Here is a 22,922-nt window from a genome sequence, read left to right as displayed (position 1 = left end):
GCGGCGTTGCTGAATTTTTACACAGCGGCCAGCACGTTATGCGCCTGCTCGTCCGCGTGGTACGAGCTGCGGACCATGGCGCCGACGGCGGCGTGCTTGAAGCCCATCTTGTAGGCTTCGGCTTCGAACATCTTGAACACGTCCGGGTGCACGTAGCGGCGCACCGGCAGGTGGCTGTTCGACGGCGCCAGATACTGGCCGATAGTCAGCATGTCGATGTTGTGCTCGCGCATGTCGCGCATCACTTGCAGGATCTCTTCGTCGGTCTCGCCCAGGCCGACCATGATGCCGGACTTGGTCTTCACCGCAGGGTACATGTCCTTGAATTCCTTCAGCAGCTGCAAGGAGTGCATGTAATCCGAACCCGGACGCGCTTCCTTGTACAGGCGCGGCACGGTTTCCAGGTTGTGGTTCATCACGTCCGGCAGGCCGTCCTTGAAGATGTCCAGCGCTTTTTGCAGGCGGCCGCGGAAGTCCGGCACCAGCACTTCGATCTGGGTCTTCGGCGACAGCGCGCGGGTGTTCTGGATGCACTCGACGAAGTGGCCGGCGCCGCCGTCACGCAGATCGTCGCGGTCGACCGAGGTGATCACCACGTAGCTCAAACGCAGCTCGGCGATGGTCTTCGACAGGTTGAACGGCTCTTCCTTGTCCAGCGGGTCCGGACGGCCGTGGCCGACGTCGCAGAACGGGCAGCGGCGGGTGCACTTGTCGCCCATGATCATGAAGGTGGCGGTGCCCTTGCCGAAGCATTCGCCGATGTTCGGGCAGCTCGCTTCTTCGCACACGGTGACCAGCTTGTTCTCGCGCAAGATATCCTTGATCTCGTAGAAACGGGTCGACGCCGAGGCGGCCTTGACGCGGATCCAGTCCGGCTTCTTCAGGCGCTCGACCTGCTCGATCGGCACGATCTTGATCGGGATGCGCGCGGTCTTGCTGGCGCCTTTTTGCTTTTCGCTTGGGTTGTAAGCCGGGGCAACGCTGGTGGTGGTTTCAGAAGTCATTTGGCTGCGTGCCCTCGCGGGCAAAGTTTGGTTATTCGTGTACTGCGGGTTCGGCCACATGCGCCAGAACGCTGATCAGCTCATCGGCCAGCTGTTGTTGCACGTCGGACAACACTGCGGTCGCGCCGACGGTGCGCATATCGACTGTTTCCAGCCCGGCATAGCCGCAAGGATTAATCCAGGAAAACGGGGCCAGATCCATCGCCACATTCAGCGACAGCCCATGATAGGTGCAACCGTTGCCGCGCACCTTCAAGCCGAGCGCGGCGATTTTGGCGCCCTGTTTCGGTCCGCCGGCCATGTAGATGCCCGGCGCGCCGTCAACGCGCTCACCGACGAGATTATACGCCCCTAAGACGTTGATGATCGCCTGCTCGATTTTATTGACGAATTGCCGGGCGTACAGCTTGCCGCCCGGCTTGTTGCGGCGCAGGTCCATCAGCATGTAGATCACCACCTGGCCGGGGCCGTGGAAGGTGACTTCGCCGCCGCGGTCGGTCTGCACCACAGGAATCGAATCCGCTCCCGCCAGCAGGTGGCCGCGGTCGGCGCCCAGGCCCAGCGTGAACACGGGCGGATGCTCGACGATCCACAATTCGTCGCGGGTGTCCGGCGTGCGCGCGTCGGTGAAGGAGCGCATCGCGGCGAAGGTGCTGTCGTAGTCGGCGAGGCCGAGGTGGCGTATCAGCGCCGGCTCGGTTGGGGTAGGAGACGTCATGCCGACATTATAAATCAGCCCGGCTGGTGACGCTCCAGCCACTGCTGGATGGATGGCCGCCGCCACTGGCCGGTGGCGTAGTCCTTGAGTTTTTGCGGCACCTCGTCGCCGTTGAGGATCAGGCGGTTGAGCATCAGCGCCAGGTCGACGTCGGCCAGTGACCAGCTGTCGAACAGGTTGGGGCGGCCTTCCTGCACCAGCTGGCTGGCGGCGTGGATCAGCTTGTCGGCGGCGGCCTGGCCGGCCGCCGTCAGCGGCTGGCTGGCCTTGCCAAAAAATACAGTTTCCGTATCGCGCTCGGCGCGCACCGGCAGCAGGTCGCTGCGCAGCCAGGCCTGGACCTGCCGCGCCTGGGCGCGCTGGCGGCGGTCTTTCGGGTACAGCGCGATGTATTCCGGCGCCGGGAAGCTCTCTTCCAGGTATTCGGTGATCGCGGTCGACTCGGTCAGCACAAAATCACCCTCGATCAGCGCCGGCACGCGGGCGGTCAGCGCGCGCGCCGTGTAGGCGCTGTGTTTTTGCTGGCCGGCCTCCAGGTCCACCGTCTTGACGGTGAACGGCAAGCCTTTTTCGGTCAGCGCGACAAAGGCCGACATGGCGTAAGGACTGGTGAAAAGGCTGTCGACGTACAGTTCAAAAGGCATGGCGGCTCCCGCTAGAGTAGATTTATTCACATGGTAAGCCTTGCCGTAGCGCCTGTATAACGTTATATTTTCGTGATTCTAGCTAATTTTATTCACATAGTTATCCACAGCATGCCGACCTGATGAGCGCCAGCCGCCGCCTGCCCAATTTTTCCGCACTGCGCGCCTTCGAGGCGGCGGCACGCCACGAGAACTTCTCGCGGGCGGCGGAAGAGTTGCATCTGACGCATGGCGCGATCAGCCATCAGGTGCGCGCTTTGGAGGAGGAATTGGGCCGGCCGCTGTTCGTGCGCCACGGCCGGCAGGTGAAAATAACTAGCGACGCGCTGAAATTTGCCCAGTTTTTAGGCAAGTCTTTCAGCGATATCACCGCCGCGGCCGACGCCATGCGGGCCGCCAGCGTCAACCAGCGGCTGACGATTTCATCGATTCCATCGTTTGCCGCGCGCTGGCTGGCGCCCCGGCTGGGCCGGTTTATCGACCTGTATCCGGATATCGAGGTGGTGCTGCAATCGAGCGGCCAGCTGCAGGATCTGGCGCGCGACGGCATCGATGTCGGCATCCGCTTCGGGCGCGGCAACTATCCGGGGCTGGTGGTGCAGCGGTTGATGGGCGATGTCTACTATCCCGTAGTGAGTCCCCACTATCGCGGTGGACAGCAACCGGCCGCGCCGCATGAGCTGCGCCAGCACACGCTGCTGCGCTCGGTGGAGCCGTGGTCGCCATGGCTGCGCGCGGCCGGGGTCGACATGGCCGAGCCGTCCGGCGGCTTGATGTTCGAGGATTTGTCGATGCTGATACGCTCCGCCGCCGACGGCAACGGGGTGGCGCTGGTGCGCCATGTGGTGGCGATGCAGGAGATCGCCTCCGGGCAACTGCTGCGGCTGTTCGATACCGCCACGCCGTGCCCGGACGAGTACTTTTTCGTGTCGCCGCCCGGCGCGGCCGGACGGCCGCAGGTGCAGGCGTTTCGCGACTGGCTGTTGGAGGAGATTGCCGTCTTCCAGCGCCAGCAAGCCTGATTTACATCACAATCTTGACCATCGGGTGAGCCGACAACTCGTTGTACAGCGCGTCGAGCTGCTCGCGGCTGATGGCGCGGATGGTCACGGTCAGGCCGGTGTAATTGCCCTTGGGCGAAGGACGCACTTCCATCTTGCCTTCATGGAAATCCTTGTCGTGCTTTTGCACCACCAGCACGATGGTCGCGGCGAAATCGATATGAGTCGGGCCCATCACCTTGATCGGGAAGTCGCTCGGGTACTCGATGAGGGACTCTGACGGCGGGATCGCTTGCATATTCATTCCAATCAAAAAAGAAAACCGGCGGCGTCAACACGACGCCACCGGCCTCTATTGTAGCCAATTCAGCGCAGGCTTACGCTTTGCCCAGCGCCAGCGTGGCTGTTTCCTGCGGCGCGGCCAGCTGCGCCGGCTGCTGGCCGGACAGCCGCTGCAGGCGCGCCAGCGCCGATTCATTGGCGATGCCCGGCTGGCTGACCGACTTGCGGATCGCCTCCAGCTCGGCGGCCTGCTCGTACGGGCGCTGGCCGATGTCGGTGACGATCTTCATGCCGGCCGCCTCGTTGCTGATGGCCTGGGCGCGGCGGGTCAGCGCGTTCAAGGCGCTGGAGTTGCCGCGCATGCCCGACAGCCCTGCCAGCTGGCTCTGGCGCTCGGCGCGCAGGTTCTGCAAATCCTGCTGGGCACGGGCCGAGGCCAGCGCCTGCATCGCCTTTTTCGCCGCCGAATCGAAATCGGCCAGCTGCTTGGACAGCGCATCGACGATGGTTTGCAGTTCGTCCATGTACTGGCGGGCGTCGGCCTCCTCCTGCAATTCCTGCGGCATGCGCGCCTTGTTGCCTTCCAGCTCGTCGCAGAACAGGGTGATGGTCGCCTCCGAGATCTTGCCGGCGGCCAGACGCTCGGCCAGGGTGCCGGCCGCCTGCTCGTCGGTGGCGATCAGCTGGCGCAGCTTGACCACGTCGGCCGCTTCCTTGTCGAAGGCGCTGCGGGCGGCGGCCAGTTTTTGCGCGGTCAGGCGCAGGCTGTCGGCCAGCCGGTCGCGGTCGGCCTCGGTGGCCGTTTCCGGATCAAAATTGGCGATCGCTTCGGAAACACGGTCGCCCAGCGCGCCAAAATGTTTGGAAATCAAGCGCGCGGTCAAACCCCAGCCATTCAAGTTGCTCATGTCAGTCGTCCTTAAAAAGTTGCGCGTCATTGAATAACGACGCGTTGCTGCTCAACCGGGATGCCAATGACGAAGTCGACATGGATCCCGCGTTTTGATGCATCGCCGTTCACGCTGCTGATGATTTCAGTCGTGATCAGCAAATATTCGTGGCCGCCGCCGCGTAGTTCCCGCACATACGGCATGAAATACATTTCCTGGCGCAGGCCGGTGCGGCCGCTGGCGTCGTCCAGCCGGGTCTCGGTGCCGGAGAACGGCGTGACGAACTCGGCGTTCGGATCGCCGGCGTCGCGCCGGTAGTCGACGCCGTCGCGCTGGCCGAACACCAGGTCCAGGTCGGCCGCGTCCAGCCCGGCGTCGCCCAGTTGCTCGCGCCACAGCGTGTAGCTGCGGTCGCCCAGGCCGGCGCCGGCCAGGCCCATGTAGGCTTCCTGGTCTTCCACCGTTTCCGGGATCACGCGGGCCAGCTGGGTGCAATACATCACTTCGGCCACCTGGCCCTGGGCGTCCTGGTACACCTGCAGGAACTTCTCTTTCGACCCGCGCTCGCCGGTGTCCAGGTAGTAGCGGTACAGGCCGCCGTTCTGCCTGAGCCGGATCTGCGACACCGCGACGATGCGGTTGTCGCCCGCGTCCGGCAGCGCGATCAGCGAACCGTCGCCGGCGGCGCGCAGCAGCGGCGACTGCTGCATTTGGATCACGCTACCGATACGCGCCCCCAGCGGCAAGCCCTGGTCCGTGCGCGGCGCCTCGGCCCCGCCCAGCTTGGCCGCGCCATTGCGCAAGTAGTTGTATGCATCCGACCAGCCCATCTCAATTCCTTTCAAATGAATAATTCGTCGCGTTGCCGGCCCGCAGACGGCGCAGCTTGCGCACCGTGTACACCACCGCCCACACCATCACGCTCAGCACGCCCAGCCAGACCAGCCAGCGCGCCACCGTGGCCAGGAAGGACGGCGCCGGCGCAGGGGCTTGGGCGGCCGGGACCGGATCACCCAGTCCCGGCATGCCGTTGACCATGCCGGCCTGCGCGGCGCCACTGTCCGCTGGGGCCGGGTTGCCGATGGCGGGCGTCGTCGTGGTCGGGTACGACACCGGCTGATTACTCTGGCTCATCGCCCGTCCCAGCATGAAGCCCAGCACGCCGTGCATCAGGCCGCTACTAGGCTGCTGCACGATGATCGGCGCCTGCTGGTACACCGGCGGCGCCTGATACACCGGCGACGGCTGCTGGCGCGAAACCGTATCGTTTAGCGGCGGCGGCGCGGTTGGCGCGGCGGCGGCGCGGCGGGCGTCCAGCGTTTTCAGTGCATTGGCCTGGGCCGCGCTCTGGTCGAGGTCGCGCGAGGCGGCCGAAGTGTTGCGCGGCGTGGCCGAGGCCGGCGAGCCGGGCGCCTTGCCGAACGCGCCGGGACCGCTCTGGCGGTTGGCCGGTGGCGCGACCGGCGAGCTCCGCGTGGAGTTGCTCTTTTGTGAAGAAAATCCACTTTTATACGACGACGATGTGCCAGAATGTGAAGACGTTCGCGCCTCCGCCAGCACATTGGTGCCTAGCGCAAGGCACAGCGTCAGTAACAGCGCAGAATGAAAAGACTTCATGATGTCGTTTCGCAAAGAAGTTGAATGAAAATCAGCATAGCGCCGCGCGTCGGCGACTGCATCGGTAATAAAAGGCTCGCTTCACCATGACACGCAAATACTCGGACATGAATCAACACGACGCGCTCTACAAAGTGGCGCGCAGCTACCCCGGCGGCATCGACGCGCTGGCGCAGGCGATGGGCATCTCGGTCAACGTCCTGCGCAACAAGCTGGCGCCGACCATCGCCTCGCACTACCCCTCGTTCGAGGAAGTCTCGGCGGTGGTGGACCTGTGCCACAAGGCCGGCGTGGCCGACGCCCACCTGCCGCTGCACGCGCTGCTGGTGCGCCATGGCATGGCGGCCTTCGTGGTGCCGAATCCGGACAACATCGGCGACGATGACCTGTCGCAGACCGTGTGCAAGGTGATGAGCCAGGTGGGGGCGGTGGCCGAGGCGGTGTCGACCGCGCTGCTGGACGGCAAGGTCACGGCGGCCGAGGCCGACCTGATCGAACGCGAATTCCAGGGCGCCTTGTCGGCGCTGGGCGAATGGCGGGCGCGGCTGCGCCTGAAGGCGGAGCAGGGCTAAGGCGCCGCGCCAAAAAAAAGCCAGCCCGAGGGCTGGCAAAAACTATTCTCTGTTCGGAAATTGGGAAAAATCCGGAAAATAGTTGGGGCAAAGGGGAACAGTCTCGACGGTCCTGCGTGGCGGATGCTGCCATCCTTGTTCTCACGCTTCCCACCGGGTTTATCAATATTGCAACGTTATACATTGCGATAGATAAAGTCCATCCAAATGTGATGAACTGCTGTTTTGGCTCCCTGAACCACCTATTTCCCGGAGCAGGCGGTTACTCGCGGTTTTGATGCCGGTTGTCGCCGCGCTCCTTGCCTTCCTCCTTGCGGCGCTCCTGCTGCTTGTCGCGGCCGCTGTCGCGGTTTTCCCGTGGTTGCGGTTGCGGCTGAGCCTGCGGTTGGGCTTGCGGCTGCTGGCGCTGCTGCTGGACCGGCTGCTGCTGCACCTGCGGCGCCTGCTGCTGGTAGGTTTGCTGCTGCATCTGCGGCTGCGGCTGCGGCTGCTGCACCGGGCGCCGCTCCTCCTGCTGCCGGTACGGACGGCGATTATCGTCGTGCTCGCGATCGTAGCGTTCGCGGTTGGCGGGGAACGGCGTCGGCACCGTGGGCGCCGCCACCGGCGCCGCCGTGATCGGCGGATTGGCTTTCTGGATATTCGGCGTCACCACGATCGGCGGATTGGCCTGCTGGATCGTCGGCGCCGGCGCCAGCACCGGATTGGCTTGCTGGATATGCGGCGTGCCCGGCGCCTGGCCCGGCCGGCCGTACGGCCGCACATCGATGCGCACATCGCCCGGCTGGATGGTTTGCGGCGGCGCGTCGGGACGGCCGAACTGGCCCGGCGCCAAGGTCGTCGTCTGCGTCCGGCCCGGCTGCACCGGCGCCGGCCGCGGCACCGACGGCGCGGTCAACACCCGCACCGGACGATCCGGACGGCCGTCATGGTCGCGGTCCTGCCAGCCACGGCCGTTGGTGTCCAGCGTGCGCGCGATGGACGGCTGCGGCGGCGCCACCGGCGCGGCGCTGGCCGCCAGGTTGGCCGCCGGGATCACCTGCTGTCCGCGCGGCACCTGCACGCTGCGATGACGGCCTTCAAACTGATCGCGCGGCAGCACGGTCAGACCATCGCGCCGCTCCACCTGGCCGGGCACGCTCATGCGCGGCTCGAAAGGCTTGCCGTTGTGGGTCCAGCTCAGGCGCCGCTCGTGATCGGACGACACCCGGTAAGTCGGCACGTAGCGCTCGCGCGGCGACAGCGGGAACCAGCCCAGGCCGGGACGATGGTCGCGCGCGAAGTGCTCACCGCCGACCCAGCCCACCAGCGCCGGCGCCCACACCGGACGCCCGGCGGGCCGTCCCGGCGCCCAGCACCAGCGGCGGTTGACCATCACCCAGCGGCCGTAATGCGACGGCGCGTAGCCCCAGGGCGCGTTGTCGACCCAGGTCCAGCCCCACGGCGCCAGCCAGATCCAGCGGCCGTCGCGGTAGGGCGCCCAGTCGATCGCCACATTGCGCGGGGTCCACAGCGCGCCGTATTCGACGTTCTCGGTCCAGCTGCCGTTGCGGTCCAGTTCCTCGTAGCCGGTCATGCCGGTGGAAACGAAGCGGCTGCTGACCACCGCCTCGGCGGCGCGGTCGCGCTCGTCGGACCAGACATCGAAGCCGTCGCGCCGCGCCACGCTGGTGCTGACGTCGACGCTGCTGACGTCGACATGGCGACCGGGACTGACCGTCACCGACGAACCGGCGCCGTCCACCCGCGCGCTGCCGGCCAGCACGCTGACCTGGCTGGTGTCGGCGACGCGCTCGGCGTCGACCCGCAGCAGGCCGGGTTCGAGCAGGGTGATGCGCGCCTGCGGCGTGCTCAGTTCGAAATCGCGCAGCAGCTCCGGGCTGCGCACGCGGATGCTGACGCTGCCGTAATTCAGGCGCAGGTGCAGCAGCTCGTCGTCCAGGTCGACGATTTCCAGGTCGGAATCGCCGTCGAGCCGCACCGCCGTCGAGCCGACCCGGAATTCGGTGCGGGCGCCGCTGGCGGTGGTCAGATGGCTGGCGCCGGTGACCGGCCAGTTCAGCGAGGCGGCCATGGGCTCCTCGTCGCCGACCAGCGTGACCTGGCCCTGCACGGCGGAGATGCGGCCGACCATCGCCGGCGGGTCCGCCAGCGCGAACGAACTGAAGCCGGCCAGGGCGGCCAGCACGGCGATTTGGATCAACTTGCGGCTCATGGCGGCGTCTCCTTGTATATTTATCATTTAACGCTGCTGCGAGGAATTCGACTACCAGGCTTACACCGGGTTACACATCTCCGGCAAATCAGGCACTTGCGCCGCCCCGCTTGACGAAGAACAAGGCCGCGCCGACCGCCATCAGCAGGCCGCCGAACACCCGGTTCTGCTTCTTGACGGCGCCGGCGTCGCGGAAATAGCGCTGCATGGACGAGGCCAGGAAGGCGTAGCTGTGCATCACCACCAGGTCGATGCAGCACATGGTGGCGGCCAGGATCAGCAACTGCGGCAGCAGCGGCGAACCCTGGGTTATAAACTGCGGCAACACCGCCACCATGAAAATAATGCCCTTGGGATTGGTGGCGTTGGTCAGGAAGCCGGTCAGGAAGCGTTTTTGGGCGCTCGGCACCACCACCTCGGCGCGGTCTTCCTGCGCGCTGACGCTGACCTTGGCGCGCCACTGGCTCAGGCCCAGGTAAATCAGGTACAGCGCGCCCACCGTCTTGACCACGCTGAACGCCACTTCCGACGCCAGCAGCAGCGAGCCCACGCCGGCGCCGGCGATGAAGAAGATCATCATCAAGCCGCTCTGCAGGCCGAGGATGGTGGCGGTGGTGCGGCGCACGCCGAACGACAGGCCGTGCGACATCGACAGCACCGCGCCCGAGCCGGGCGAGACGGCGATGATGCAGGCGGCGATGAAAAAGGTGATCCAGGTGGCAAAGCTCATGATAGTCCCGTGCGGTCAGCCGCAGCACCATGCTGCGGGGCAAAGTACATTGTAGCGGCCTTGGCGTCTCGCCGCCCGGCCCGTCATCGGTTAATATTGTTTATCAACCAAGGAACCTCTATGACCCAACCTCCGCAGGAGCACCGCTGATGGCCGGCACCAGCCTGCTGGCGCTGATCGACGACATCGCCACCATCCTCGACGACGTCGCCCTGATGAGCAAGATGGCGGCCAAGAAGACCGCCGGCGTGCTCGGCGACGACCTGGCCCTCAACGCCCAGCAGGTGGCCGGCGTGCGCGCCGAGCGCGAGCTGCCGGTGGTGTGGGCGGTGGCGCTCGGTTCGCTGAAGAACAAGGCCATCCTGGTGCCGGCCGCGCTGGCGATCAGCGCGTTCGCGCCGTGGGGCATCACGCCGCTGCTGATGGTCGGCGGCGTGTACCTGTGCTTCGAAGGCTTCGAGAAAATCGCCCACAACGTGCTGCACCGGGACGAGGTGGACCAGCACCTGGGCGAGCTGGCCGACGCCGTCAGCGATCCGGACGTCGACCTGGTGGCGCTGGAAAAGGACAAGATCCAGGGCGCGATCCGCACCGACTTCATCCTCTCGGCCGAGATCATCGTCATCGCGCTGGGCACGGTGGCCGGGGCCAGCTTCCTGCAACAGGTGACGGTGGTGGTCGGCATCGCCGTGGTGATGACGGTGGGCGTGTACGGCATCGTGGCCGGCATCGTCAAGATGGACGACGCCGGCCTCTACCTCAGCCAGCGCGGCGGCAGCGCGGTGCGCGCGCTGGGCCGGCTGCTGCTGGCGGCGGCGCCCAAGCTGATGAAGCTGTTGTCGGTGGTGGGCACGGCGGCCATGTTCATGGTCGGCGGCGGCATCCTGACCCACGGCTTGCCCGGCGCCCACGACCTGATCCACCACGCCGCCGTGGCGGTGGCCACGCTGCCGACGCTGGGGCCGCTGCTGGCCTGGGCCACGCCGGTCACGCTGGACGCGCTGGCCGGCGTCGTGGCCGGCGCGCTGGCCCTGGCGCTGGTGATGCTGGGCGGAAAACTGTTGCGCATGGTCAAAAAATAAAACTGTTATTTTTGCTATGATCGCGCAGCGGCTGCCGACCGGCGCCGCGCCACCTCACCAGCAAGGAACAGACATGGCCCATACCAACCAACACGGCCCCACCGGCGCCTTCATCGCCGCTTCCTGGGTCGCCCTGATCGCCGGCGCGCTGACCTACCTGATCGGCCTGTGGAACGCCAGCATGGAGCTCAACGAAAAAGGCTATTACTTCACGCTGCTGATGTACGGCCTGTTCGCCGCCGTCTCGCTGCAAAAGTCGGTGCGCGACCGCAGCGAGGACATCCCGGTTAGCGGCCTGTATTTCAGCCTGTGCTGGGTGTCGGTGATGCTGGCGGTCGGCCTGCTGGGCGTGGGCCTGTTCAATGCCCGCCTGGCGCCCAGCGAAAAAGGCTTCTACGCCATGGCCTTCGTGCTCAGCCTGTTCGCTGCGGTGGCGGTGCAGAAAAACGTGCGCGACGTCGCCGCCATCAAGACCGGCAGCACTTCCGAGCCGGGCTAAGCCGGAAAAAACGTCGCGAACCACGGAACTCCCTGCCACCTTTGCTATCAAATGACAAAGGGGGTAGGGTATGGAGAAATCGCAGCGACATCTGCGCATGGCGCTGGACGCGGCGCGGATGACGATCTGGGACTCGGAACTGTCGGGAGGCAAGGTCATCGACAGCACGGTCAAGTGGATAGGCGCCGGCACCAGTCTGTTGGGCTTGCCCGCTGGCGACTTGACGCAGCCGTTTTCCATTTTTTTGCTTTCCGTCGATCCCGCAGACCGCGACCAGCTGCTCGACGCCATGCAGAGCGCGGTCGACCGCCGCACCGGCTATGAAGTCGAGTACCGGGTGCTGTGGCCCGACGGCAGCCGCCACTGGCTGGCCGCCAAGGCCCATGTGTTCTGCGACGAGCAGCAGGCACCGGTCGGCACCCTGGGCGTCGTCTGGGACATCACCGAGCGCAAGGAAGCGGAGCAGGCCACGGCGCGCCAGCGCGAGCTGGCCGCCGTCACGCTGCGCTCGATCGGCGAGGGCGTGATCACCACCAACGCCGACGGCGTAACCGACTACCTGAACTACATCGCCGAACAACTGACCGGCTGGACCGTGGACCAGGCGCGCGGCCTGCACATCTCGGCCACGCTCAAGCTGATCGACGACGCCGGCGCGCCCATCCCGGAACACGCGGCGCTGCAATGCCTGCGGCTGCGGCAGGCGATCGGCGTGTCGTCGCAGAACCAGCTGGTCACGCGCGAGGGCCGCCGCATCGCGGTGGAGGAATCGGCCGCGCCGATCTGGTCCGACAGCGGCGAACTGCTGGGCGCGGTGGTGGTGTTCCGCGACGTCAGCCACGAACGCAAGCTTAGCAAGCAGCTGTCGTGGAACGCCAGCCACGACACGCTCACCGGCCTGATCAACCGGCGCGAATTCGAGGTGCAGATCGCCGCCGCCCTGCACAGCGCCAAGCAGGACAACCATGTGCACGCGCTGCTGTACATGGACCTGGACCAGTTCAAGATCGTCAACGACACCTGCGGCCACAGCGCCGGCGACCTGCTGCTGCAACTGCTGGCCAAGATGCTGCAGACGCAGATGCGCGACAGCGACATCCTGGCCCGCCTCGGCGGCGACGAGCTGGGCGTGCTGCTGCCGCACTGCCCGCCCGACCAGGCGCTGCTGATCGCCGACCAGCTGCGGCAATCGATCAAGAATTTCCGCTTCGTGTGGGACCACCACACCTTCGAGCTGGGCGTGAGCATCGGCTTGGTCGAGATCAACCACCACAGCAAGTCCATGACCGAGCTGCTGATCGCCGCCGACCAGGCCTGCTACCTGGCCAAGGAGCGCGGCCGCAACCGGGTGCACCTGTACCAGGAATCGGATTTGCGGCTGGCGCGCCGGCAGGGCGAGATGCTATGGGTGTCGCGCCTGAACGAAGCGTTCGAGCACCAGTACTTCCGACTGTACGCCCAGCCCATCGTCGGCCTCGGCCGGCACGACGGGACGCACGACGAAGTGCTGATCCGCATCCAGCCGGCCAAGGGCGATCTGATACTGCCGGGCGCCTTCATCCCCGCCGCCGAGCGCTACGACATGATGACGGCGATCGACCGCTGGGTGATACGCGCGATTTGCCGCCACCTGCAAAACCTGCGCGCCGGCCAGGACGCCGGCACGCGGCGCACGCCGGCCCGGTACTCGGTCAACCTGTCGGGCGCCTCGCTGAGCGACGAGGGCCTGCACGACTACATCATCGAGCAGTTCGCCGAGCACGGCATCGATCCCGGGCAGATTTGCTTTGAAATCACCGAGACCGCCGTGATCGCCAACCTGATCAAGGCGCAGGATTTCATGGCCGGCCTGAAGGCGCTGGGCTGCCGTTTCTCGCTGGACGATTTCGGCAGTGGCCTGTCCTCGTTCGCCTACCTGAAGGCGCTGCCGGTGGACTACCTCAAGATCGACGGCATCTTCATCCGCGACATCGCCACCAACACCGTCAACCGCGCCATGGTCAAGGCCATCAACGAGGTCGGCCATGTGATGGGCCTGTGCACCGTGGCCGAATACGTCGAGGACGAGCCGACCCTGGCGGTGGTGCGCGAACTGGGCCTGGATTACGCCCAGGGCTACGCGGTCGGCATGCTGCGCCCGCTCAGTGCCTAGCCCACCAGCTCGGCCTGCAAGGGCGTGCCCAGCGCGCGCAGCGCGGTGTTGAAGTCATCCAGGCTCAGCTCGGCGCTGGCGGTCGCCACGCAGCGCGTGCGGCCGCCGCCGGCGCTGGTGTGCGGCGCCAGCTCGGCCAGCACGCTGTCGGCCGGATCGAGAAATTGCACGTCGGGCGCGGCCGCTTCAAAGTAGGGCTTGAGCCACGGCAGATGGGTCGACGACATCGTCATCACGTCCACCTGCGGATGGGCGGCGCGCAAGTCGGCGATGAAGCCGCTGATGGCGGCCTGGGTTTCCCGGGGCCTGTGGACAAAGGCGAAGTTTTCCACAAGCTCCACCAGCGCCGAGGCATTCACCAGCAGCACCTCGCCGTCGCCGCGATGGGCGTCGGCGTAGGCCTGCATGGCGGCGCTGCCCACCATGGCCCGCACGCCCAGCACCGCCACCCGGCCGCTGGCCGAGCGCCGCACCGCCTCCACCACCGGCGGGAAGATGCCGATCACCGGCACCGCCGCCGCCGCCCGCAACGGTTCCAGCACCACCACGCTGGGCGCGTTGGACGCCAGCACCACCGCCACGCAGCCCTGCGCCTGCAAATATTCGGTAGCACTTACCACCGCGTTCAGCAACTGCGGCGGCGTCTTCGCGCCGTAGGGAAAACTGGCGCGGTCGGCGAAATACACGATGTCCTGCGCCGGGAAGGCCGCCCGCACGCGTTCGACGATGGCGTAGCTGCCGATGCCGGCATCAAAAATTCCTATAGGGCGATGCAGTTCCATGATTTCCTTTGCTATCCCAATCCGGGGAATTTTGATCCACATCAATAAATTTGCGCGTCGGACTACGTAAACTGGTCGGATCAATTGCGATAGAGCAATTATTCGATCGGAGTCCCAACATGCGCAACAACCAGCCCGTCAGCAACCATGAAATGGAAGTCCTGGACGACCAGGCCATCGTCTCCAAGACTGATTTAAGTGGCAACATTGTCTATGTAAATCCCTATTTCACGCAAATCAGCGGTTACAGCGAGGCGGAGCTGCTGGGCGCGCCGCAAAACATCCTGCGCCATCCGGACATGCCGGCCGAAGCCTTCGCCGACCTGTGGGACTCCATCAAGAGCGGCATGCCGTGGACCGGCATCGTCAAGAACCGCTGCAAGAACGGCGATTACTACTGGGTGCGCGCCAATATCACGCCGATCCGCGAAAGCGGCCAGACCACCGGCTATATGTCGGTGCGGGTCAAGCCCACCCGCGAGCAGATCGAACACGCCGACCAGGCCTACCGCGCCATCCGCGAGGGCGGCAAGCACGGCATCCGCATCAAGAACGGCCAGGTGATCCGCTCCGGCGCCGGCTCGCTGCTGTCGCGCCTGAAGCATGTGTCGCTGGCGATGCGCATCTGGCTGGCCACCAGCGTGGTCAACGTGCTGCAGGTGATCGTCTGCGCGGCCGCGCTGATGGGCGGCGGCGGCAACAGCTACGCCATCTTCGGCACCACCTTCCTCGGCCTGCTGATCAACGTCTTCCTGTGGTACACCATCCGCTCCTCGGTGCTCAAACCGTTGGAGCACGCCTTGCACGGCGCCCGCTCGATCGCCGCCGGCGACCTGTCCTGCACGTTCGACACCGAGTCCACCGACGAAGTGGGGCAGCTGCTGCGCGCCTTGCAGCAAATGAACAGCAACCTGATCGCCACCATCCGCGACGTCCGCACCAACGTCGAGACCATGGCCGTGGCCACCCGCCAGATCGCCGCCGGCAACGCCGACCTGTCCGGCCGCACCGAGGCGCAGGCCGCCAGCCTGGAGGAGACCGCCTCCAGCGTCGAGCAGTTCTCGGCCACCGTCAAGCAGAACGCCGACAACTCGGCGCAGGCCAACCAGCTGGCGCAGAACGCCTCCAACGTCGCGGTGCAGGGCGGCGAGATCGTCGCCGACGTCATCGCCACCATGGACGAGATCAACGCTTCCTCGCGCAAGATCGTCGACATCATCGGCCTGATCGAAGGGATCGCCTTCCAGACCAACATCCTGGCGCTGAACGCGGCGGTCGAGGCGGCGCGCGCCGGCGAGCAGGGCCGCGGCTTCGCGGTGGTCGCCGGCGAGGTGCGCAACCTGGCCCAGCGCAGCGCCACCGCCGCCAAGGACATCAAGAACCTGATCAACATCTCGGTCGGCAAGGTCAGCGACGGCATGCTGCAGGTCGACCGCGCCGGCGCCACCATGAAGGAAGTGGTGACCTCGGTGCAGCAGGTGACGGCCATCATGCACGATATCTCGGTGGCCTCGCACGAGCAGAGCATCGGCGTCGACCAGGTCAACTCCGCCATCGCCCACCTGGACCAGGTCACGCAGCAGAACGCCGCGCTGGTCGAGGAGGCCGCCGCCGCCACCGCTAGCCTGGCGCTGGAAGCGGGCGGCCTGACGCAGGCGGTCAGCCTGTTCAAATTCGGCAGCAGCCGCAAGGTGCGCCCACTGCGCGCGCCGGTGCGCCAACCACAAACCATGAAACGACTCGCGGCCTGAACATGAAGACCTTTGAGAACCACACCGGCGGCGCCTTCCCCAACGTCGAATTCGACGCCGCCATCATCGGCAAGCTGAGCCAGTCCGGCCCGCGCTACACCTCGTATCCGACCGCCGACCGTTTTCAGCAGGACTTCGGCTACGGCCAGTTCCTGGAGGCGGTGGCCGGCCTGCGCATGCGCCGCAGCCAGCGTCCCCTGTCCTTGTACATCCACATCCCGTTCTGCGACACCATCTGCTACTACTGCGGCTGCAACAAGATCGTCACCAAGGACCACAGCAAGGCCGCCACCTACCTGGGCTACCTGAAGCAGGAGATCGACATGCAGGGCCGCCTGTTCGCCGGCATGGGCCAGATCGAGCAACTGCACTTCGGCGGCGGCACGCCGACCTACCTGAGCGACCGCCAGATGGGCGACCTGATGGCGCACCTGCACGCCAACTTCCAGTTCGCGCCGGACGCCCAGGGCGAATATTCGATCGAGATCGACCCGCGCACCGTCAGCGTGGAACGGGTGCACTCGCTGCGCGCGCAAGGCTTCAACCGCATCAGCCTGGGCGTGCAGGATTTCGATTCCGAGGTGCAGAAGGCCGTCAACCGCATCCAGCCGGAGGCGGAAACCCGCGCCGTGATGGACGCCGCGCGCGCCGCCGGTTTCCGCTCCATCAGCATCGACCTGATCTACGGCCTGCCGAAGCAGAGCATGGCCAGCATGGAGCAGACGCTGGACAAGGTGATCGCCGCCAATCCCGACCGCATCGCGCTGTACAACTATGCGCACATGCCGCACCTGTTCAAGCCGCAGCGCCGCATCGCCGACGAAGACCTGCCGACGCCGGCCGTCAAGCTGGACTTGCTGGCGTTGTGCATCCGCCGCCTGTGCGCGGCCGGCTATGTCTACATCGGCATGGACCATTTCGCCAAGCCGGAAGACGAGCTGGCGGTGGCGCAGCGCCAGGGTCGTTTGCAGCGCAACTTCCAGGGCTATTCGACCCGCGCCGAGGCCGAGCTGATTTCCTGCGGCGTGTCGGCCATCAGCGCGGTCGGCGCCACCTACAGCCAGAACGAGAAGACGCTGGAGGCCTACTACGAAAAGCTCGACGAAGGCAAGCTGCCGGTCTCGCGCGGCATCAAGCTCGACACCGACGACCTGCTGCGCCGCATCGTGATCCAGAAGCTGATGTGCAATTTCGAATTGTCGATCGCCTCGATCGAGCAAGCCTACCCGATCCGCTTCGCGCAGTACTTCGCGGCCGAGCTGGAAAAGCTGCAAGCCTTCGAGGACGACGGCCTGCTGGAGGTCGATCCGGAATGGATCACCGTGACGCCGAAAGGGCGCCTGCTGATACGCAATATCTGCATGGTGTTCGACCGCTACCTGAACCTGCCGCGCGCCGACGGCCCACAGCCGCTGCGCTACTCGAAGACGATATGAACGCGCCATGAACGCACTTCAGTTATTGCCGGTGATGGTGGTGGGGCTGGCGGGCAGCGTCCACTGCATCGGCATGTGCGGCGGCATCGTCGGCGCGCTGTCGGTGAGCAGCGCGCCACTGCCGCGCAATGTGATACCGATCGCCGTCATCGCCCACAGCAGCGCCTTGCCGCGCGTGCTGTCGTACAACGTCGGCCGCATCGCCAGCTACATGGCGGCCGGCGCGCTGGCGGGCGGCCTGGCCGGCGGCGCGCGCAGCATCGCCTCATTGGCGGGCCTGCAACTGGGCTTCTACTGGCTGGCCAACCTGATGCTGGTCGCGCTGGGCCTGTACCTGATGGACGCCTGGCGCGGCCTGGCCGTGCTGGAGCAGGGCGGACGCGTGCTGTGGCGGCGCGCGCAGCCGGTGATCGCGCCGATGATGAAATCGCTGATGCCGGCCACCCACCCGCACCAGGCCTTCGCGCTCGGCCTGCTGTGGGGCTGGCTGCCGTGCGGCATGGTCTACAGCGTGCTGCTGACCGCGATGCTGAGCGGCTCGGCCAGCGACGGCGCCGCCGTCATGCTGGCCTTCGGCCTGGGCACGCTGCCGATGCTGACCGGCCTCGGCCTGATCGGCGCCCGCCTGCAACGCGCGCTGCAACAACGCCGCGTGCGCATCGCCTGCGGCTTGCTGGTGCTGGCCTTCGGCGTGCTGGGCCTGGCGCGCGCGGCCGGCGGCATCGCTCCCGACTGGATGGACACCCTATGCCTGACACCACATCAATAAGCAGCATCGCGCCGCTCAGCGCCGACGCAGACGCCGGCGTCTGCTACCACTGCGGCCTGCCGCTGCCGGCCGCCGTCAAGCCGGCCTGGACCGTGCAAATCGCCGGCGTGGCGCACACCATGTGCTGCCCCGGCTGCGCGGCGGTGGCGCAAACCATCGTCGACCTGGGCCAGGAGTCCTACTACCGCGAACGCTCGGCCTTTGCCGCCAGCGGCGAGGGCGCCGACATGCTGCCGCCGGAACTGCGCCTGTACGACAATGCGGACCCGCGCTTCGCCCTCGACGAGGACTGCCGCGAAACCACGCTGGCGGTTGAAGGCATCCGCTGCGCCGCCTGCGTGTGGCTGATCGAACAGCGGCTGGCCAAGCTGCCCGGCATCGACAGCGCCCAGCTCAACGTCGCCACCGAGCGCCTGTACGTGCGCTGGCGCCAGGACGCCTGCCAGCCCGGCGACATCCTGGCCGCGCTGCACGCGATCGGCTACGCCGCCTATCCCTACGACGCGCTGCGCCACGGCGAGCAGCAGCGCAAGGCCGCCAAGACGCTGGGCCGCCAGCTGTTCGTGGCCGGCCTGGCTATGATGCAGGTGATGATGTACGTGGCGCCGGCCTACCTGGCCGAGTCCGGCACGCTGGACGACAGCATGGCCGCGCTGATGCGCTGGGCCAGCCTGCTGCTGACCTTGCCGGCGATCTGCTACTCGGCGCAGCCGTTCTGGCGCGGCGCCTGGGCCAGCCTGCGGGCGCGCGCGCCGGGCATGGACGTGCCGGTGGCGCTGGGCATCGCCGCCGCGTTCGGCGGCAGCGTGGCGGCCACCGTGCGCGGCCAGGGTGAAGTGTATTTCGATTCGGTGACGATGTTCATCTTCCTGCTGCTGTGCAGCCGCTACCTGGAGCTGCGCGCGCGCCGCAAGGCCGGCACCGCGCTGGAGCGCCTGCAGCACGCGCTGCCGGCCTCGGCCACGCTGCTGGCCGACTACCCGGACAGCCACGCGGCCACCCTGGTCAAGGCCGCCGCGCTGGAGGTGGACGACGTCATCATGGTCAAGCCGGGCGAGGCGGTGGCGGCCGACTGCGTCATCCTCGACGGCCGCACCGTGCTCGACCTGTCGCTGCTGAGCGGCGAGAGCGCGCCGGTGGCCAAGGACGTCGGCGACGCGCTGCCGGGCGGCGCCATCAACGCCGGCGCCGTGATCCGCGCGCGCGTGACCCGGCTGGCGCTCGACAGCACCATGTCCCAATTGGTCAAGCTGATCGACCGCGCCGGCCGCGACAAGCCGCGCATCGCGCAATGGGCCGACCAGGTGGCCGGCTGGTTCGTGCTGGCGCTGCTGGCGTTCGCCGTGCTCACCTTCGGCTTCTGGTACTGGCTCGACGGCGACAGCGCGGTGCGCGCCTGGCCGATCGCGATCGCGGTGCTGGTGGTGTCGTGCCCGTGCGCGCTGTCGCTGGCCACGCCGACCGCGCTGGCCGCCGCCACCGACCGCCTGCTGCGCCAGGGCGTGCTGATCACCGGTCCGCAAACGCTGGAGACGCTGCACCGCGCCACCCACGTGGTGTTCGACAAGACCGGCACCTTGACCCACGGCCGGCCGATGCTGCAGGAGATCGTGCAGCTGGGCCTGATGCAGCCCGAGTTCTGCCTGCAGGTGGCGGCCGCGCTGGACGCCGGCAGCGCCCATCCGCTGGCGCGCGCCATCGTCAACGCGGCGGCGGCGGCCCAGGGCGGCGCGCGCGCCGACTGGCAGCCGGTGGTGGCGGTCGAAGCGCCCGGCCGCGGCATCGAAGGCGTGCTGCACAACCGTCTGTACCGGCTGGGCAGCGCCAGCTTCGTGGCTGAACTGAGCGGCACGGCGCCGCCGCACGACGCCGGCAGCGGCGTAACCCCGGTCTACCTCGGCGTCGACGGCCAGTGGCTGGCCTGCTTCCACCTGCACGACGCCCTGCGCCCCGACGCCCAGGCCACGGTCGACTATTTCCGCCGGGCCGGCAAGACCGTGGTGCTGCTGAGCGGCGACCACGACCAGCTGGCGCGCCAGGTCGGCGACCGGCTCGGCATCGCCACCGCCATCGGCGCCTACCTGCCGGATGAAAAGCTGGCCTTCGTCAAGCGCCTGCAACAGAAGGGCGCGGTGGTGGCGATGGTGGGCGACGGCATCAACGACGCCGCCGTGCTCAGCGCGGCCGACGTCTCGTTCGCGATGGGCGCCGGCGCCGCGCTGGCGCAAGCCCACGCGGACGCGGTGCTGCTGTGCGGCCGCCTGGCAGCGGTGGCCGACAGCGCCCGCGTGGCGGCCCGCACCATGCGCGTGATCCGCCAGAACCTGGCCTGGGCCAGCGTCTACAACGCGCTGGCGATCCCGGCGGCGGCGCTGGGCTGGCTCAACCCGTGGCTGTCCGGCGTCGGCATGGCGCTCAGCTCGGCCGTGGTGGTGGCCAACGCGCTGCGCCTCAGAAGGGGAAGCTGATGGAGGCGCTCTACCTGCTCATCCCGCTCAGCGTGATCCTGGTGTTCGCCGCGCTGTGGATCTTCTTCGCCGCCTCGGACGGCGGCCAGTTCGACGACCTGGTCGGCCCGGCGCTGCGCGTGCTGCAGGACGACGACAAGCCGCCGGTGGAATAAGCTGATCCGGGAAATTTTGATTCACATCAAGGATTTTTGAGTCTCGCAAACGTAACCTTTGATACACATCATCAAAGCGTTCTTGGGAGAACTTCAAGTGGACCTTGCACAGAACTACAACTACAAGATTGTGAAGCAATTCGCGATCGCCACCGTGGTCTGGGGTATCGTCGGCATGCTGGTAGGCGTCATTATCGCCGCCCAGCTGGCATGGCCGGCGCTGAACCTGGACATTCCATGGTTGACCTACGGCCGCCTGCGGCCTTTACACACCAATGCCGTCATCTTTGCGTTCGGCATCAGCGGACTTTTCGCTACCTCTTACTACGTGGTCCAGCGCACCTGCCAGGTGCGGCTGTTCTCGGACAAGCTGGCCGCCTTCACCTTCTGGGGCTGGCAGGCGGTGATCCTCAGCGCCGTCGTCACCTTGCCGCTGGGCCTGACGCGCGGCAAGGAATACGCCGAGCTGGAATGGCCGATCTCGCTGCTGATCGCGGTGGTGTGGGTGTCCTACGCGGTGGTGTTCTTCGGCACGCTGCTGACGCGTAAGGTCAAGCACGTCTACGTCGCCAACTGGTTCTTCGCCGGCTACATCATCGCCGTGACCATCCTGCACGTGGTCAACGCCGCCAGCATGCCGGCCACCTTGTTCAAATCCTACTCCGCCTACTCGGGCGTGCAGGACGCGATGATACAGTGGTGGTACGGCCACAACGCGGTCGGCTTCATCCTGACCGCCGGCTACCTGGGCATGGTCTACTACTTCATACCGAAGCAGGCCGAGCGTCCGGTGTACTCGTATCGTTTGTCGATCGTGCACTTCTGGGCGCTGATCTTCACCTATATGTGGGCCGGCCCGCACCACCTGCACTACACCGCGTTGCCGGACTGGACGCAATCGATCGGCATGGTGTTCTCGCTGATCCTGCTGGCGCCAAGCTGGGGCGGCATGATCAACGGCATCATGACCCTGTCGGGCGCCTGGCACAAGCTGCGCACCGACCCTATCCTGAAGTTCATGATCGTCTCGCTGTCGTTCTACGGCATGGCCACCTTCGAAGGCCCGATGATGTCGATCAAGACCGTCAACGCGCTGTCGCACTACACCGACTGGGGCATCGCCCACGTCCACGGCGGCGCACTGGGCTGGGTCGGCTTCATCACCATGGGTTCGATCTACTACCTGCTGCCGCGCCTGGCCGGCCAGCAAAAAATGTATAGCACCAAGCTGATCGACCTGCACTTCTGGGTGGCCACCATCGGCATCGTGCTGTACATCGCCGCGATGTGGATCGCCGGCGTGATGCAGGGCCTGATGTGGCGCGCGGTCAATGCCGACGGCACCCTGACCTACACCTTCGTCGAGGGCGTCAAAGCCACCTATCCGTACTACGTGGTGCGCTTCTTCGGCGGCCTGCTGTACCTGAGCGGGATGTGCGTGATGGGCTACAACACCTGGATGACCTTGCGTAACCGCGAGACCGCCGTGGCGCGCATTCCCGCGCTTGCCGCCGGCCACGCCTGATATCGGAGCAAAGCATGAAATTTTCACATGACTGGATCGAGAGAAACCCCTGGCTGCTGATCGCGCTGGTGACGCTGGTGGTCAGCGTCGGCGGCGCCGTCGAGATCGTGCCGCTGTTCTTCCAGAAGTCCACCACCGAGCCCATCGCCGGCCTGAAGCCGTACTCGCCGCTGCGCCTGGCCGGCCGCGACATCTATGTGCGCGAAGGCTGCTACAACTGCCACTCGCAGATGATACGGCCGTTCCGCGCCGAGACCGAACGCTACGGCCACTACTCGGTCGCCGGCGAGTTCGTCTACGACCGGCCGTTCCAGTGGGGCTCCAAGCGCACCGGGCCCGACCTGGCGCGCGTGGGCGGCCGCTACAGCGATGAATGGCACCGCACCCACCTGGCCAATCCGCGCGACGTGGTGCCGGAATCGAATATGCCGAACTATCCGTGGCTGGCGCAGACCGCGCTGGCGCCGGAAGGCATCGTGCCGAAGATGAAGGCCCTGAAGCGCCTGGGCGATCCCTACACCGACGCCGAGATCGCCGCCGCCCCGGCCGAGCTGAAGGACAAGACCGAAGAAGACGCCCTGATCGCCTACCTGCAAGGCCTGGGCACATTAATCAAGACGAGGAACTAGC

At 66.5% G+C, this 22,922-nt stretch carries 22 protein-coding genes; 12 read left to right on the top strand and 10 right to left on the bottom strand.

The annotated features are described in order from the left end of the window. Positions 1-17 precede the first annotated feature (17 nt). Genes lipA through yfcF form a run of 3 tightly spaced genes read right to left on the bottom strand, consistent with a single transcriptional unit; the run spans position 18 to position 2,366 of the window. On the bottom strand, positions 18-1,004 hold the full coding sequence (gene lipA / locus KVP70_RS07540) for a lipoyl synthase (protein WP_217941520.1): 987 nt from the start codon (positions 1,002-1,004) through the stop codon (positions 18-20). 31 nt (positions 1,005-1,035) lie between these two features. Continuing rightward, the gene (gene lipB, locus KVP70_RS07535) at positions 1,036-1,722 is read right to left on the bottom strand and encodes a lipoyl(octanoyl) transferase LipB (RefSeq protein WP_217941519.1); all 687 of its coding nucleotides are present in this window, start codon (positions 1,720-1,722) and stop codon (positions 1,036-1,038) included. 14 nt (positions 1,723-1,736) lie between these two features. Then, entirely contained in the window at positions 1,737-2,366 is a 630-nt protein-coding gene (gene yfcF / locus KVP70_RS07530) for a glutathione transferase (protein ID WP_217941518.1), read from the bottom strand. A 122-nt stretch (positions 2,367-2,488) separates the two neighbouring features. Between yfcF and gcvA the strand changes: the two genes are divergently transcribed. Further along, the gene (gene gcvA, locus KVP70_RS07525; protein ID WP_217941517.1) at positions 2,489-3,388 is read left to right on the top strand and encodes a transcriptional regulator GcvA; all 900 of its coding nucleotides are present in this window, start codon (positions 2,489-2,491) and stop codon (positions 3,386-3,388) included. A 1-nt stretch (position 3,389) separates the two neighbouring features. Here the strand turns inward: gcvA and KVP70_RS07520 are convergent, their stop codons facing one another. The 4 genes from KVP70_RS07520 to KVP70_RS07505 form a co-directional block, all read right to left on the bottom strand. Beyond that, positions 3,390-3,665: a DUF493 family protein gene (locus KVP70_RS07520; RefSeq protein WP_217941516.1), complete on the bottom strand. Its 276-nt coding sequence runs from the start codon at positions 3,663-3,665 to the stop codon at positions 3,390-3,392. 79 nt (positions 3,666-3,744) lie between these two features. Next, positions 3,745-4,557 (bottom strand): coiled-coil domain-containing protein, encoded by an 813-nt coding sequence (locus KVP70_RS07515; protein WP_217941515.1) that lies wholly within the window; start codon positions 4,555-4,557, stop codon positions 3,745-3,747. Positions 4,558-4,583: 26 nt separating this feature from the next. Then, on the bottom strand, positions 4,584-5,369 hold the full coding sequence (locus tag KVP70_RS07510) for a DUF2491 family protein (protein WP_217941514.1): 786 nt from the start codon (positions 5,367-5,369) through the stop codon (positions 4,584-4,586). A 1-nt stretch (position 5,370) separates the two neighbouring features. Continuing rightward, the gene (locus tag KVP70_RS07505) at positions 5,371-6,156 is read right to left on the bottom strand and encodes a hypothetical protein (RefSeq protein ID WP_217941513.1); all 786 of its coding nucleotides are present in this window, start codon (positions 6,154-6,156) and stop codon (positions 5,371-5,373) included. An 86-nt stretch (positions 6,157-6,242) separates the two neighbouring features. On the opposite strand from KVP70_RS07505, the gene KVP70_RS07500 reads away from it, so the two are divergent. Then, positions 6,243-6,728, top strand: coding sequence for a phage regulatory CII family protein (locus KVP70_RS07500; RefSeq protein WP_217941512.1), 486 nt, complete (start codon positions 6,243-6,245; stop codon positions 6,726-6,728). A gap of 262 nt (positions 6,729-6,990) precedes the next feature. Here KVP70_RS07500 and KVP70_RS07495 read toward each other — a convergent pair whose 3' ends face one another. Both KVP70_RS07495 and KVP70_RS07490 read right to left on the bottom strand, forming a co-directional pair. Then, positions 6,991-8,943 carry a DUF6600 domain-containing protein gene (locus KVP70_RS07495; RefSeq protein WP_217941511.1) on the bottom strand — a complete coding sequence of 651 codons (1,953 nt, stop codon included), beginning with the start codon at positions 8,941-8,943 and terminating at the stop codon, positions 6,991-6,993. Between the two features lie 88 nt (positions 8,944-9,031). Next, complete coding sequence (locus KVP70_RS07490) at positions 9,032-9,673, bottom strand: LysE family transporter (protein ID WP_217941510.1); 642 nt, start codon at positions 9,671-9,673, stop codon at positions 9,032-9,034. 149 nt (positions 9,674-9,822) lie between these two features. Between KVP70_RS07490 and KVP70_RS07485 the strand changes: the two genes are divergently transcribed. The 3 genes from KVP70_RS07485 (at position 9,823) to KVP70_RS07475 (ending at position 13,406) form a co-directional block, all read left to right on the top strand. After that, a complete protein-coding gene (locus tag KVP70_RS07485) occupies positions 9,823-10,755 on the top strand; it encodes a DUF808 domain-containing protein (protein WP_217941509.1) in 933 nt (310 codons plus the stop codon). A gap of 73 nt (positions 10,756-10,828) precedes the next feature. After that, positions 10,829-11,254 carry an inner membrane protein YiaA gene (yiaA, locus tag KVP70_RS07480; protein WP_217941508.1) on the top strand — a complete coding sequence of 142 codons (426 nt, stop codon included), beginning with the start codon at positions 10,829-10,831 and terminating at the stop codon, positions 11,252-11,254. A gap of 70 nt (positions 11,255-11,324) precedes the next feature. Beyond that, positions 11,325-13,406 carry an EAL domain-containing protein gene (locus KVP70_RS07475; protein ID WP_217941507.1) on the top strand — a complete coding sequence of 694 codons (2,082 nt, stop codon included), beginning with the start codon at positions 11,325-11,327 and terminating at the stop codon, positions 13,404-13,406. Here KVP70_RS07475 and KVP70_RS07470 read toward each other — a convergent pair. After that, on the bottom strand, positions 13,403-14,188 hold the full coding sequence (locus tag KVP70_RS07470; RefSeq protein WP_217941506.1) for a glutamate racemase: 786 nt from the start codon (positions 14,186-14,188) through the stop codon (positions 13,403-13,405). The genes KVP70_RS07475 and KVP70_RS07470 overlap by 4 nt on opposite strands. 119 nt (positions 14,189-14,307) lie before the next feature. Here KVP70_RS07470 and KVP70_RS07465 point away from each other — a divergent pair, with 119 nt between their 5' ends. The 7 genes from KVP70_RS07465 (at position 14,308) to ccoO (ending at position 22,921) form a co-directional block, all read left to right on the top strand. Next, complete coding sequence (locus KVP70_RS07465) at positions 14,308-15,939, top strand: methyl-accepting chemotaxis protein (RefSeq protein WP_217941505.1); 1,632 nt, start codon at positions 14,308-14,310, stop codon at positions 15,937-15,939. A 2-nt stretch (positions 15,940-15,941) separates the two neighbouring features. After that, positions 15,942-17,375, top strand: coding sequence for an oxygen-independent coproporphyrinogen III oxidase (gene hemN, locus KVP70_RS07460; protein ID WP_217941504.1), 1,434 nt, complete (start codon positions 15,942-15,944; stop codon positions 17,373-17,375). Positions 17,376-17,382: 7 nt separating this feature from the next. Beyond that, a complete protein-coding gene (locus tag KVP70_RS07455; protein ID WP_217941503.1) occupies positions 17,383-18,144 on the top strand; it encodes a sulfite exporter TauE/SafE family protein in 762 nt (253 codons plus the stop codon). Beyond that, positions 18,123-20,612 carry a heavy metal translocating P-type ATPase gene (locus tag KVP70_RS07450; RefSeq protein WP_217941502.1) on the top strand — a complete coding sequence of 830 codons (2,490 nt, stop codon included), beginning with the start codon at positions 18,123-18,125 and terminating at the stop codon, positions 20,610-20,612. The genes KVP70_RS07455 and KVP70_RS07450 overlap by 22 nt, the downstream gene beginning before the upstream one ends. Next, positions 20,612-20,767: a cbb3-type cytochrome oxidase assembly protein CcoS gene (ccoS, locus tag KVP70_RS07445; protein ID WP_217941501.1), complete on the top strand. Its 156-nt coding sequence runs from the start codon at positions 20,612-20,614 to the stop codon at positions 20,765-20,767. Before KVP70_RS07450 ends, ccoS begins: the two co-directional genes overlap by 1 nt. A 97-nt stretch (positions 20,768-20,864) precedes the next feature. Then, a complete protein-coding gene (ccoN, locus tag KVP70_RS07440) occupies positions 20,865-22,292 on the top strand; it encodes a cytochrome-c oxidase, cbb3-type subunit I (protein WP_217941500.1) in 1,428 nt (475 codons plus the stop codon). 14 nt (positions 22,293-22,306) lie between these two features. Then, positions 22,307-22,921 carry a cytochrome-c oxidase, cbb3-type subunit II gene (ccoO, locus tag KVP70_RS07435; RefSeq protein WP_217941499.1) on the top strand — a complete coding sequence of 205 codons (615 nt, stop codon included), beginning with the start codon at positions 22,307-22,309 and terminating at the stop codon, positions 22,919-22,921. Position 22,922: the final 1 nt, after the last annotated feature.

Origin of the sequence: Duganella violaceipulchra (genome assembly GCF_019166075.1) — a bacterium.
Lineage (GTDB): Bacteria > Pseudomonadota > Gammaproteobacteria > Burkholderiales > Burkholderiaceae_D > Rugamonas > Rugamonas violaceipulchra.
This window is presented reverse-complemented; position numbering and strand designations above follow the sequence as displayed.